Genomic DNA, 12,553 nt, shown 5'->3' with positions numbered 1-12,553 from the left:
CGGCTCAACGGCCGCGACCCATCACCGTGTCGATGGCGGGCCTCACGTCCGCGAGGTAGACGCCGGCGACGACGATGCCGATGATCGCCAGCAGGCCGAGGCCGCTGCCGAGCACGGCGAAGCCCAGGAGCGTGGCGAGGGCGAGGGCCGCGACCCAGAAGGTCTTCGACTTCTTGCCGGCAGCCGTGAAGGCGTCCGGGCGCTGCCGGACGGCGTGGATGAGGGCGTAGGCCTCCGTGGCCAGGGCGAGGAGCCCCAGACCGAGGATGATCCAGCCCTGGATCTGACCGATGATCTGCACGTACCCAGCCTACTGGCGAGGCAACCTAGGCGGGCACGTCGATGACGAGGGTCACCGGACCGTCACCGTGGATGTCGACGGCCATCTCGGCGCCGAACCGGCCGGTCGCCACCGTCACGCCGCGCTCGCGCAGCCCCGCGGCGACGGCCTCGACGACGGGCTCGGCGACCGGCCCCGGGGCGGCGGCGTTCCACGAGGGGCGCCGCCCCTTGCGGATGTCGGCGTGCAGCGTGAACTGGCTGACCACGAGCACCGCACCGCCGCTGTCGGTCACGGACGTCTCGCCGGCCATGATGCGCAGCTCGGCGATCTTGCGCACCGTCGTCGCGATCTCCTCGGGCCCGTCGTCGTGGGTCACGCCGACGAGGGCGACGAGGCCGGGTCCGATCTCGCCGACGGTCTCCTCGCCGACTCGCACGCGGGCCGAGGTCACCCGTTGCACGACCGTCCTCATGCGGTCAGCCCGACGACCTCCACGGCGCCCACCGGGCGGCCGTGGCCGAGGACCGGCTGGTCGGCGAGGGCGCGCAGGCCCTCGGTGTCCACGCCGAGCGCGAGCAGGGCGTGGGCGAGCAGGCCGCGGCGCGCGCGGGTTCCGGAGGTGCCGTCGGCGACCTTGATCGCCACACCCCGACCGTCGGGCAGGCCTGCGGCGTAGACGGACTCGGCGCCGTCCTTGGCGATGAGGCCGGGCACGGACTCCATGAAGGCCGTGACGTCCCGGTCGGTGCCGCCCACCATGTGCGGTGCGGCGCGCATGGCCGCGGCGACCCTCCCTTCGTCCGAGCCCTCGTCCGCGGCGGCGAGGGAACCGAAGGCCGCCGCCAGACCCCGCAGCGGCACGGCGAAGAGCGGTGCGCCGCAACCGTCGACCGTCGTGTGGGTCACCGCGCCCACGACCTCCTCGGTGGTCGCGCGGATCGCCTGCTGCAGGGGGTGCGCGGGGTCGAGGTAGTCCTCGATCGACCAGCCGTTGACCTTGCAGGTGACGAGCATGCCGGCGTGCTTGCCGGAGCAGTCCTGCGCGACCGGCTCGGGGGCGCGTCCGGCGGCGAGCCAGCGCGCGTGCTCGAGCTCGCCGAGGGGCAGGGCGGGGGTGTTCTGCAGTGCGGTCAGGTCGAGCCCCGCGCTCGCGAGCGCTTCGGCGACACCCTCGCGGTGGACCTCCTCCGCGGAGTGGCTCGCGCACACCAGGGCGAGCAGGTGGGGCGGCAGGTCCAGCCCGGCGCGGACCATCGCCAGCGCCTGGATCGGCTTGAGCGAGGAGCGCGGCAGGACGGGGTCGTCGACCCGGCCGTGGCGAAGGGGGGTCCCCCCGTCGGCGTCGGTCGCGACGAGCGTCGCTCGGTGGGCGGACTCGACGAAGCCCCCGCGGGTCACGTGGACCAGCACGGGGGCCTCGTCGAGGCTGGTGGTGTCAGGGGCCTGGGCGGTCACCCGCCGCAGGCTACCGGCTCACCACAGCATCGGTTGATGCGCTTCTGCGCTTCAGTTGCCGGTCTTCTCGGCCGACTTCTCGGCGGCCTTGGCCGTCTTGGCGGCGGTCTTCTTCGCGCCGGCGCCGGTGGACTTGGTCGCGGTGCGGGTGCGGTTCGCGGCCTTCTTCGCCGTGGTCCGGGTGCCCTTCGCCGCGGTGGTCGTGCGCTTGGCCGAGTCGGCGACGGCCGTCTTGGCCTTCTCCGTGTCCACGTCGACCGAGTCCGCGACGGCCTCGCTGGCCTTGGCGGCCTCGTTGCGCCCGACGGTCAGGGTGGTCTTCGCGGAGCGCTCGACGTCGGAGGCGGCCTTGCGGACCGTGTCGACGAGACCCCGGCCCAGCGCGACGGTGGCCTCGGCCTGGTCGATGAGCTCCTGGGTGGCCTTCTGCTTGCGCAGGCGGGCCACGAGGTCCTCACCGCGCTTGGTGAGGTCGGCGTAGTAGTTCTGGGCGTCGGTCGGGGCGGCCTTGACGCGGGCCTGGACCTTCTTCGGCTCGAGCTCGGAGCGCAGGGCAGCGATCTGCGAGGTGTAGCCGCGGAAGGTCTCGACGACGAGGTCGGTCGCGCCGACGGTCGCGTAGGTCTGGTCGGTGACGACCTTCTTGACGGTGGTGGTGACGTTCATGAGTCTCTCCTTGGGGTGGACTTCGGGTGTGTGGAGCCCGACGCCTTCGGCGAGCTCTTCGTACGGGCCGACGACGTGGTGCCGCCGGTTCTCGTGGTGGCCTTCGTCGCGGCCTTCTTCGTGGCCACTCGCGGGGAGGTGGTCCTCGTGCCCGAGGTCGCGCCCTTCGTGGGGGTGGGCTTCTTCGGGGCGGTGTCCTTCGTGCGGGACTGGTCGGTCCCGACGAAGGACTCGTAGATCTCCAGCAGCGTCTGCCGCTGCCGCGGCGTGAGCGCCGGGTCGGAGCGGATCGCCGATCGGGTGTTGGCCGCCGCCTCGGCCGCGGCGTCCTTGGGGTCGAGCAGACCGGCTTGGACGTAGAGGGTCTCCGCGGAGATCGACAGTCCCTTGGCGATCTGCTGGAGGATGTCGGCGCTCGGCCGCTTCACGCCCCGCTCGATCTGCGACAGGTAGGGGTTGGAGACCCCGGCCAACGCAGACAGCTGCCGCACCGAGAGCTTCGCGAGCATGCGCTGCTCACGGAGGTACTCGCCCAGGTTGTTGCCCAGGTTGCCCGGGAGGGCATCGAGCGGATTCTTGGACATGACTCCATTGTGCTTGCTGCAGTTAGCGTCTGCAAGCCAGAGGAAGCGGTCGTGACCGACGTCTCATCTGCCGTCGCTCCGTTGCCTCCGCTCCTGCTCCACCACACGGGCAGCTGCCCCCGGGGTGGAGCAGGAGCGGAGGCACGAGACCTCACCGCGCATCTCGGGGCGGTCTGCGCACGATCCTCGACCACGGGCACACGCTCGGTCAGCGGGGGACGATCTCCGTCTGCGCGGCGGCGATGTCCCCGTCGACGAGCAGGTCGGCGCCCGAGTCGGTGTTGCGCTTGAGCACCGCCAGCGCGATCGGCCCGTCCTCGTGGTGGCGGGCTCGGGAGGTGATCCGCCCGACGACCTTCTCCCCCAGCCGGATCTCGGCGCCGACGTCCGGCAGGACGTGTCCCGAGCCGTCGAGGTGCAGGAAGGCGATCCGTCGGGGCGGACGCCCGAGGTTGTGCACCCGTGCGATCGTCTCCTGGCCGCGGTAGCACCCCTTGTGCAGGTGCACGGCGGTGCGCAGCCAGTCGACCTCGTGGGCGATCGTGCGGTGATCGGTCTCCGCCCCGAGGCGCGGACGCCAGGCGGCGACCCGCAGGGCCTCCGCCGCCCACGTCCCGGCGAGCTCGCGGTCGCCGACCGCGGCGGTCATCTCCTCGAGCGGCACGATCACCTCCCGCCAGCGCCGCGCACTGCCGGGGTGCTCCTCGGGAGGCGGGCCGTACGTCGCGGTGTCCCCGACCACCCGGGGCCACGGGTCCAGCCATGTCGGCGGCTCCCCTTCGCGGCCCTCGCGGTCCACGCTCTCGCCGAGGACGGAGTAGCGGTCGCTGACGTCCTCGACCTCCACCCGGAGCATGAAGCGCATCGAGTCCAGCCAAGCGGCGAGGTCGGGCGCCGTGCCCGGCTCGACCGTCAGCCAGGTCCGCTCGCCGTCGTCGACGACATGGAGGGCGTGCTCGACCTTGCCCTTGGGGCTGAGGACGAGCGACTCTGCCGACGTGCGCGGCGGCAGGTCGGTCAGCTGCTGTGAGGTCAGCGAGTGCAGCCAGGACAGGCGGTCCGGGCCGGAGACGGTGACGACCCCGCGGTGGGAGAGGTCGACGACGGCGAGGCCCTCGGAGAGCAGTCGCTGCTCCCGCATCGGGTCGCCGTAGTGGGCGGCGACGCCCGCGTCGAGTCCCTCGCCGACGACGGCGCCGGGTGCCTGGAGCAGTGGTGAGGCGGTCATGCCCCTCCTTCGGTGTCGGTGTCGCCGGCGCAGTCCGCGCAGCGACCGTGGATGGCCATGTGGGTCAGGTCGGCGACGAAGCCGGTGGTGCCGCGCACGGCATCCGCGAAGGGGGTCGCCAGGGCCGGGTCGACCTCGGTCACCCGCCCGCAGTCGCGGCAGCGCAGGTGCAGGTGGCCGTGCCGTCCCGCGCGGTGGTAGGTCGGCGCCCGGTGGTCGAGGTGCGTGTGCTCGACGAGACCGACCTCCTCGAGGGCGTCGAGGGTGCGGTAGATGGTCGACGGGGGCAGCTCGGGTCCTCCGTCCGTCGCCACGAGCGCGGCGATGGAGTCGGGAGTCAGGTGCGATCGCCGGGTCAACGCACCCAGCACGCGCCGCCGCTGCTCGGTCATGCGCAGACCGTGGCGGCGCAGCACCTCACCCGGATCGTCCATACCCCCAATCTACGGGCTGTGCTCGCGCCCGGGCAGACCCCTCGCGCCCTCCGCCGACCACGCCCAGCCACGGCTCGGCGGGGTCTCGGCGTCCTCCCACCCATCGCCCGTACCCTGTGCCCCATGCTCGAAGAATTCGATGACACCGCGGCCTCCTCCGACGCCCCGCGTCGCCGACGCCGCCGCGGGATGGGTCGCGGCCGCCGCGTGCTGGTCTCGCTGCTCGCCGTGGTCCTGCTCGTGTGCATCGGCGCCGGCGGGTACGGCTGGTTCGTCAGCAGCAAGGTCGACCGCGGCCTCACCCACGAGAACCTCCTCGGGGACAGCAAGGACAACACGACGACGAGCAAGGGCACGAAGCTCGTCGACGACGCCGGCGACAACTACCTCGTCATCGGCTCCGACGCCCGCCCGGGCGAGACGAACAGCCGCGCCGACGTCATCCAGCTGGTCCACGTCGACAAGGACCACGAGAACGTCTGGATCATCCACTTCCCCCGCGACCTCTTCGTGCCGATCCCCGGCCACGGCGAGGACAAGATCAACGCCGCCTACGCCTACGGCAAGTCGCCGCTGCTGGTGCAGACCATCCAGGACCTCGTCGGGGTGAAGATCGACCACGTCGCCAAGACGGACTTCGAGGGCTTCAAGCAGCTGACCGATGCCCTCGGCGGGGTCACGGTCAACAACACCCAGCCCGGCCCGGACTACCCCGCCGGCCCGGTGCAGCTCGACGGCGCCCAGGCCCTGGACTACGTCCGCGAGCGCAAGCAGCTCGCGGAGGGGGACATCTCGCGCGGTCAGCGCCAGCAGGCCTGGCTCAAGGCGATCATGCGCGAGACCCTGGACCCGTCGGTGCTGCTCAACCCCGGCCGCCTGAACGGCGTGATCGAGGCCGGGACCGAGCACACGGTCGTCGACGACGGCCTCACCGGCAACGTCATCCGCAGCGAGGCCATCCGGCTGCGCTCGGTCCGCGGCGGCGACATCCACTTCATCACCGCGCCGTTCAGCGGCTACGGCACCACCGCCGAGGGCGAGTCCATCGACATCCTCGACGAGAAGGGCATGGCCGCCCTCAGCGACGCCCTGCGCACCGACGACCTGGCGTCCTACGACGACTCCACCACCAGCTGAGCCCGCGCCTGCGCGCTGCCTCGCGCGGGTCGAGGGGAGGGTGCGGCCATCGGTTCGCCCCCTCGGACCATGCGCCGGGGGCCGGAGGCTGACGTCGTTGTTGGCGGCTGGCCCACGGTAGGACGTGGGCCAACCGCCACTTTCGACGTCACCCTCGACCCGTCAGTGGAGAGGTGGAGCGGGCGAAGGGAGGGGCTCACCCGACCCGGGCCACAGGCCACGCCGATGCGCTCGGGTGGAGCGGGCGAAGGGAGGGGCTCACCCGACCCAGGCCACAGGCCCGCACCGATCCGCTCGGGTGTGAGACGTACGCACGTCCGCGGACTGTGCGCCAAGGGCGGCCGTCTCCCTTCGCCCGTGACGGTGCACGCGTGTGGTGGCTTCGAGACGGTCGCGGGGCGACCTCCTCAGCCGGCGTGGGTGAGACGGGCGCGGCGACCTCAGCCGGCGTGGGTCGGGACGGTCGCGGCGACGACACTCACTCGACGCGCTTGAGCTCCGCGGAGAGGTGGCTGGTCATCGGCTCGCCGACGGCGGCCATGTCCATGACCCACATGAGGTTGGAGTTGACCAGGCCGTACATGCGCTTCGCCGAGGTGTACGCCTTGGCGTGGGGACTGCGCATGACACCGTCGGTGGCCATCTCGATCCGGCCGGGCTCGATGGTGCCGAAGTACATCTCGACGATCCCCGTGGGGTGCGTCAGCAGCAGCTCGACCTCGCCCTCGCCGCCGGGGCGCCAGAAGCCGAGCTCGGTGCCCGCGGGGCGGACCTTGGCACCCTGGTCGTCCAGGATCCACGAGCGGCTCTCCCAGCGCAGGAAGGGGCGCTCGTCGTGGCTGACGATGATTTCCTGCCCGAAGTTGGCCGACTCGATCGTCGGGTAGCCGAGGACACCGGCACCCTCCCAGCGGCCGACGAGCCAGGCGAGGGGGGCGATGTCCGGGTGGATCGTGGGGTCGAGAGTGAACACCCGCCCATCCTAGGCGCCGGGCAGGCGCCTCAACCGATGGGCAGTCGCGAGATCAGGTGCAGCAGCGGACCCACGACGAGCACCGAGGCCACGCCGGTGGCGACGCCGCCGAGGACACCGTCCACGGCCGGCTGCTGGGACAGCGCCCGCCGTAGGGACAGCGCCACGCCGGCACCGAGGACGCCGACGAGCGCGGCCCACGGCTCGATCCCGGAGTCGAGGATCCAGTGGGCGGCCACGGCGGCGACCCCGCCGACGAGCATGCCGACGGGCAGCATCCACGCCACCAGCCGGGCGCGCTCGGTCAGGAGGTCGACGAGGGCCGCCACCGCGAGCGCGATCCCCGCGATGACGACCGGGCTCGCCCCGTGGGGCACGGTGCTGGTGAGCACCGCGCCGCAGGAGATGACGAGGATGCCGAGCGCCGTACCGGTCAGCCCGCGCGCGAGGTCGGCACGCGCCGACTCCTGGACGAGCGGGTGCAGGCACATCGCGATGATCCCGGCCGCGACGGCTGCGGGGACGTGCTCGAGGAGCGGCTCCGCCCCCTTGGCCAGCAGGGCTGCGCCGAGGGCCACGGTGGTGACGGCGAGGACCACCGAGGAGCCCCTGGGCGTCGGCGAGCCCACGAGGCGCGGCCACCCGACGGCGACGACCAGGGCGGCGAGCACAACCACGGCGATCTCGAGTCCGCGCAGGCCGCTCGCGGCGGACCCGGCCAGCGCGAGCGCGCTGACGACGGCGCCGGCGATCACCAGGGGACGCGGCCGGGGTGCCGGCACACCACGGTCGGCCACGCGCTCGGCGGCACGCTGGGCGTGTCGTGCGGCCCGCGTCGTCGGCTCGTTCGTTGCGGAGGTGGGCACGAGGCAGAGGGTATCGGGCCGGGGACGGCATAATCTGGGGGCCATGGGCCACCTCCTGCTGCTGACGCACGACCTGGCGCCCAGCGACCGCGTCGTGCCGGCGCTGGGCCTGCTCGGGCACCGGGTGCGCACGCTGCCCCCGGACGCGTCCGTCCTCCTGGACTCCCCCGACGCCGACGTCGTGCTCGTCGACGCCCGCCAGGACCTGGTGCAGGCGCGTGCGCTGTGCCGGGTCATCCGCGCGACGGGCACCTCCCGGCCGGTCATCGCCGTGCTCACCGAGGGCGGTCTCGCCGCGGTCAACGCCGACTGGCACGTCGAGGACGTCCTGCTCGACACCGCCGGGCCGGCCGAGGTCGAGGCCCGGCTGCGCCTGGCGACGAGCCGCACCGCCGGGTCCGAGGAGGAGGAGGACGGCCGTATCGTCGCGGGTGACCTCATCATCGACGAGGGGAGCTACTCGGCCCGACTCGGGTCGCAGGTGCTCAACCTCACCTACAAGGAGTTCGAGTTGCTCAAGCACCTCGCCCAGCACCCCGGTCGGGTCTTCACCCGTGACCAGCTCCTCCACGAGGTGTGGGGCTACGACTACTACGGCGGCAGCCGCACCGTCGACGTCCACGTGCGGCGACTGCGGGCGAAGCTGGGCAGTGAGCACGAGCAGCTCATCGGCACCGTGCGCAACGTCGGCTACCGCTTCGTCCCCGCCCGCGACGAGGGTGTCGGGTCGACCGAGGGAGCGGGGGTGCCGGCATGACGACGCAGGTCACCCCCTTCGCCCGGCTCGAGCCGGACCACCTCGAGGCGGTGCGCGCCGCGGCAGAGGAGACCACCGCCGCCGACGGCGTCGCCCCGCTGAGCGAGGCCTTCCTGCTCGGTCTGCCCCGCGAGGGCGAGCACCTCGTCGCCACCGACGACGGGGATCTCACCGGCTACGCGCAGATCGCCGCCGACGGCTCGGTGGAGGCCTTCGTCGTCCCCGCCGCCCGGGCGAAGGGGGCCGGCTCGGCCCTCCTGACCACTGTCCTCGAGCGTCGCCCCGACGCCCGACCCTGGGCGCACGGCGACCTGCCCGCCTCCCGGGCGCTCGCGGCCTCGCTGGGCCTGCAGGTCGTGCGCGAGCTGCTCGTGCTCTCCCGGCCGGTCGCCGACGGCGACGAGGTCGACCCGACGCTGCCCGAGGGGTTCACCCATCGGCCCTTCGAGCCCGGCCGCGACGACGACGCGCTGCTGGCGGTCAACGCCGCCGCCTTCGCCAGCCACCCCGAGCAGGGCGACCTCGACGCCGCGGGTCTGGCCGAGCGGATGGAGCAGCCGTGGTTCGAGGCCGAGGGGCTGATCCTGGTGGAGGAGGTGGACGACGGTGCCACCGCCGGGCACCGTCTCGCCGGGTTCCACTGGACCAAGGTCGACCCACCGGACGGTGACGTCGGTGAGGTCTACGTCGTCGGCGTGCACCCCGACCTGCACGGGCGCGGGCTCGGCGGTCCGCTCACCCGGCTCGGGCTGGCGCACCTGGCCCGACGCGGCGTGCGGGAGGTCGAGCTGTACGTCGAGGGCGACAACCACCCGGCCCTGGCGACGTACCGACGGGTCGGCTTCGGGCGCAAGGCCGTCCACGTCATGTATTCACGCGTGGTTCACGACACCGTGGGATGATGTCGGCCATGTCCGACAGGTCCGCCGTGAAGGCCTCCCGCGAGGACGCCGAGGTCCGTCCCCGGGCTGCCGACGTGACGATCTCCTCGGCAGCTCCGGCATCGACGCCGGAGCTGCGTCCACGCGCGGCCAACGGCCGCTTCGTGCGCATCAGCGGTGCGGAGGCCGACGGGCCCCACGACCTGCCGGGCGACCGCTTCCTCGACCGTGAGATCAGCTGGCTGCAGTTCAACGAGCGGGTGCTCCAGCTCGCCGCCGACGAGACCGTCCCGCTGCTCGAGCGCGCCCGGTTCCTCGCGATCTTCGCGAGCAACCTCGACGAGTTCTTCATGGTCCGGGTCGCCGGGCTCAAGCGCCGCATCGCCACGGGCATCGCCGTGCGCAGCACGTCCGGGCTCGAGCCGCGCGAGGTGCTGGAGCAGGTCGCCCGGATCGCCCACGACCTCACCGCGATGCAGACGCGGATCTTCGAGGAGAGCGTGCGGCCGGCCCTCGAGGACGAGGGCATCAGCATCGTGCGCTGGGACGCCATCGAGCAGTCCGAGAAGGACCGCCTCGAGGAGATGTTCCTCAACCAGATCTACCCGGTCCTCACGCCGCTGGCCGTCGACCCCGCCCACCCCTTCCCCTACATCTCCGGGCTCTCGCTGAACCTCGCCGTCATCCTCATCAACCCCAAGACGGGCAAGGAGCACTTCGCGCGCATCAAGATGCCGCCCTCGCTCCCGCGCTTCCTGCAGGTGCGGCGGGCGAGCGCCACGGTGACCTCCGACCTCTTCGAGGCCCGCTTCGTCCCGCTCGAGGACGTCATCGCGGCCCACCTCGACAGGCTCTTCCCCGGCATGGAGGTCCACGAGCACTACTCCTTCCGGGTCACCCGCAACGAGGACCTCGAGGTCGAGGAGGACGACGCCGAGAACCTCCTGGCCGCGCTGGAGAAGGAGCTGACCCGCCGCCGTTTCGGCCCACCGGTGCGCCTCGAGGTCGAGCACGACCTGGACGACCACGTCATGGAGCTGCTCAGCCGCGAGATCGGGGTGACCCACGAGGAGGTCTACCGACTCCCCGGGCCGCTCGACCTGCGCGGGCTGAACGAGATCGCCGACATCGACCGGACCGACCTGCACTTCGCCCCCTTCGTCGCCGGGACCAACGCCGACCTCGCACCCGCGGAGACGTCCAAGGCGGCCGACCTCTTCGGGCGGATCGCTCGGCAGGACGTGCTGCTGCACCACCCCTACGACTCCTTCTCCACCTCCGTGCAGGCCTTCATCGAGCAGGCGGCCGCCGACCCGCACGTGCTGGCGATCAAGCAGACGCTCTACCGCACCTCCGGCGACAGCCCCATCGTCGACGCCCTCATCGACGCCGCGGAGGCGGGCAAGCAGGTCCTCGCGGTCGTCGAGATCAAGGCACGCTTCGACGAGGAGAACAACATCGAGTGGGCCCGCAAGCTCGAGCACGCGGGCGTGCACGTCGTCTACGGCATCGTCGGGCTGAAGACCCACGGCAAGCTCGCGCTCGTCGTGCGCCAGGAGGCCGACGGGCTCAAGCGGTACTGTCACGTCGGGACGGGCAACTACAACCCCAAGACGGCCCGTCTCTACGAGGACATGGGCCTGCTCACCGCCGACCCCGAGGTCGGCGAGGACCTCACCCGGCTGTTCAACCAGCTCTCCGGGGTGGCTCCGCGCACGAAGTTCAAGCGCCTGCTCGTGGCCCCGCGCACCGCCCGTGACGGCCTGCTCGACCGGATCGGGAAGCAGGTCGAGCGGCAGGCGCGCTCGGGTGACGGCTACGTCGGCATCAAGGCCAACTCGCTCGTCGACGAGGCGACCATCGACGCCCTCTACCGCGCCAGCACGGCGGGCGTGACCATCGACATCTGGATCCGCGGGATCTGCACCATCCGCCCCGGCATCGCCGGGCTGAGCGAGAACATCCGCGTGCACTCGGTCCTCGGCCGGTTCCTGGAGCACTCCCGCGTCTTCCTCTTCGGCCGGGGCGCCGACCGCGAGGCGTGGATCGGCAGTGCCGACCTGATGCACCGCAACCTCGACCGCCGGGTCGAGGCCATGGTCAGGATCGTCGACCCGGGCCACGTGGAGCAGATCTACGACATGGTCGAGCGGGCGATGTCCGGCGACTACGCTCACTGGAGGCTCGCCGGCGACGGGCGCTGGACCCGCATCCACGAGGGCGAGGACGGGCAGCCGCTGCCGGACATCCAGGCGGCCTTCATCGCGATGCACGCCAAGCTTCGCCGCAAGGCGCGGCGCTGACGTGGGAGCCTCCGTCCTCGCCGCGGGAACCCTGCCGTGGCGACGTCGTCGCGGCCGCCTCGAGGTCGCCCTCGTCCACCGTCCCCGCTACGACGACTGGTCCTGGGCCAAGGGCAAGCTCGACCCGGGCGAGGCCTTCCCCGCCGCGGCTGCCCGCGAGACCCTCGAGGAGACCGGGCTGCGGGTGCGCCTGGGGCACCCGCTGCCCACGACGACGTACACCACGACGCAGCGGGGTCGCTCCGCGGTCAAGGAGGTGCGGTACTGGGCCGCCGAGGTGACCGGCGGGGACGGCGGGCTCATCCACGAGGTCGACGAGGTGGCCTGGCTCGAGGCAGACATCGCCGCCGACCGGCTCAGCTACGCCCACGACCGGGCCCAGCTCGGAGCGGTCGCCGCCGCCGACGTGCAGGGGACGCTGTCGACGTGGCCGCTGGCCATCGTGCGCCACGCCAAGGCACGCTCGCGCTCCTCGTGGCGGCACGAGGACGCCCTGCGCCCGCTCGACGAGGCGGGACGCGCGCAGGCCGAGGACCTCGTCCCGCTCCTCGGCGCCTACGGCATCACCCGCCTGGTGACCAGCCCCTCCGTGCGGGCCAGCGACACGCTCGCGCCGTACGCCGCCGCCAGCGGTGTCCGGCTGCGGCCGAAGCCGGGCCTGTCCGAGGAGGGCCACGAGCAGGCCCCAGGCAAGGCCCGCCACCACGTCGAGCGGCTCCTCGAGCGTGGCGTCGCCGCCGCGGTCTGCAGCCACGGCCCCGTCCTGCCCGAGCTCGTGGCCTGCCTCCTGGAGCGGGTCGACGCGACCCTCGCGCCGGGGCTGATCGCCCGGTCCGTCCTCGAGGACGTCGTCGAGCGCGGGATGGCGAAAGGGGAGGTGCTGGTCGCGCACGTCGTCGGCACCGGCGAGGGCGCCCAGGTCGTCGCCGCGGAGCGGCACCACCCCGAGGACCGGACATGACCGGTCGTGGACACACTCTCCTCGT

Annotated in this window: 14 protein-coding genes; 5 read left to right on the top strand and 9 right to left on the bottom strand. The window is 72.6% G+C overall.

The annotated features are described in order from the left end of the window. Positions 1 to 4: 4 nt before the first annotated feature. The 7 genes from O9K63_RS14045 to O9K63_RS14015 all read right to left on the bottom strand — a co-directional run bounded on the left by O9K63_RS14045 (position 5) and on the right by O9K63_RS14015 (position 4,650). A complete protein-coding gene (locus tag O9K63_RS14045; protein ID WP_277238821.1) occupies positions 5 to 301 on the bottom strand; it encodes a DUF2516 family protein in 297 nt (98 codons plus the stop codon). 25 nt (positions 302 to 326) lie between these two features. Further along, a complete protein-coding gene (gene dtd, locus O9K63_RS14040) occupies positions 327 to 755 on the bottom strand; it encodes a D-aminoacyl-tRNA deacylase (protein ID WP_277238819.1) in 429 nt (142 codons plus the stop codon). Further along, a complete protein-coding gene (locus tag O9K63_RS14035) occupies positions 752 to 1,738 on the bottom strand; it encodes an asparaginase (protein ID WP_277238817.1) in 987 nt (328 codons plus the stop codon). The genes dtd and O9K63_RS14035 overlap by 4 nt, the downstream gene beginning before the upstream one ends. A gap of 51 nt (positions 1,739 to 1,789) precedes the next feature. After that, positions 1,790 to 2,404, bottom strand: a complete 615-nt coding sequence (locus O9K63_RS14030) for a hypothetical protein (protein ID WP_277238815.1) — start codon at positions 2,402 to 2,404, stop codon at positions 1,790 to 1,792. Further along, a complete protein-coding gene (locus O9K63_RS14025; RefSeq protein WP_277238813.1) occupies positions 2,401 to 2,988 on the bottom strand; it encodes a helix-turn-helix domain-containing protein in 588 nt (195 codons plus the stop codon). Before O9K63_RS14025 ends, O9K63_RS14030 begins: the two co-directional genes overlap by 4 nt. Positions 2,989 to 3,196: 208 nt before the next feature. Then, positions 3,197 to 4,216 (bottom strand): YgfZ/GcvT domain-containing protein, encoded by a 1,020-nt coding sequence (locus tag O9K63_RS14020; RefSeq protein ID WP_277238811.1) that lies wholly within the window; start codon positions 4,214 to 4,216, stop codon positions 3,197 to 3,199. Then, complete coding sequence (locus O9K63_RS14015; RefSeq protein WP_277238809.1) at positions 4,213 to 4,650, bottom strand: Fur family transcriptional regulator; 438 nt, start codon at positions 4,648 to 4,650, stop codon at positions 4,213 to 4,215. Before O9K63_RS14015 ends, O9K63_RS14020 begins: the two co-directional genes overlap by 4 nt. Before the next feature lie 123 nt (positions 4,651 to 4,773). On the opposite strand from O9K63_RS14015, the gene O9K63_RS14010 reads away from it, so the two are divergent. After that, complete coding sequence (locus tag O9K63_RS14010; protein ID WP_277238807.1) at positions 4,774 to 5,787, top strand: LCP family protein; 1,014 nt, start codon at positions 4,774 to 4,776, stop codon at positions 5,785 to 5,787. 478 nt (positions 5,788 to 6,265) lie between these two features. Here the strand turns inward: O9K63_RS14010 and O9K63_RS14005 are convergent, their stop codons facing one another. Then, positions 6,266 to 6,760 carry an FABP family protein gene (locus O9K63_RS14005; RefSeq protein WP_277238806.1) on the bottom strand — a complete coding sequence of 165 codons (495 nt, stop codon included), beginning with the start codon at positions 6,758 to 6,760 and terminating at the stop codon, positions 6,266 to 6,268. A 29-nt stretch (positions 6,761 to 6,789) separates the two neighbouring features. Beyond that, complete coding sequence (locus tag O9K63_RS14000; RefSeq protein ID WP_277238804.1) at positions 6,790 to 7,626, bottom strand: hypothetical protein; 837 nt, start codon at positions 7,624 to 7,626, stop codon at positions 6,790 to 6,792. A gap of 43 nt (positions 7,627 to 7,669) precedes the next feature. Here O9K63_RS14000 and O9K63_RS13995 point away from each other — a divergent pair, with 43 nt between their 5' ends. Genes O9K63_RS13995 through O9K63_RS13980 form a run of 4 tightly spaced genes read left to right on the top strand, consistent with a single transcriptional unit; the run spans position 7,670 to position 12,528 of the window. Then, entirely contained in the window at positions 7,670 to 8,383 is a 714-nt protein-coding gene (locus tag O9K63_RS13995) for a winged helix-turn-helix transcriptional regulator (RefSeq protein ID WP_277238802.1), read from the top strand. Continuing rightward, on the top strand, positions 8,380 to 9,285 hold the full coding sequence (mshD, locus tag O9K63_RS13990; protein WP_277238800.1) for a mycothiol synthase: 906 nt from the start codon (positions 8,380 to 8,382) through the stop codon (positions 9,283 to 9,285). The genes O9K63_RS13995 and mshD overlap by 4 nt, the downstream gene beginning before the upstream one ends. Positions 9,286 to 9,293: 8 nt before the next feature. Beyond that, complete coding sequence (locus tag O9K63_RS13985; protein WP_277238798.1) at positions 9,294 to 11,567, top strand: RNA degradosome polyphosphate kinase; 2,274 nt, start codon at positions 9,294 to 9,296, stop codon at positions 11,565 to 11,567. Position 11,568: 1 nt separating this feature from the next. Then, the gene (locus tag O9K63_RS13980) at positions 11,569 to 12,528 is read left to right on the top strand and encodes an NUDIX hydrolase (RefSeq protein ID WP_277238797.1); all 960 of its coding nucleotides are present in this window, start codon (positions 11,569 to 11,571) and stop codon (positions 12,526 to 12,528) included. Positions 12,529 to 12,553 lie beyond the last annotated feature (25 nt).

Origin of the sequence: Janibacter cremeus (genome assembly GCF_029395675.1) — a bacterium.
Classification (GTDB): domain Bacteria; phylum Actinomycetota; class Actinomycetes; order Actinomycetales; family Dermatophilaceae; genus Janibacter; species Janibacter cremeus_A.
The sequence above is the reverse complement of the archived record's forward strand: the minus strand, read 5'-3'. Positions and strand labels throughout refer to the sequence as shown.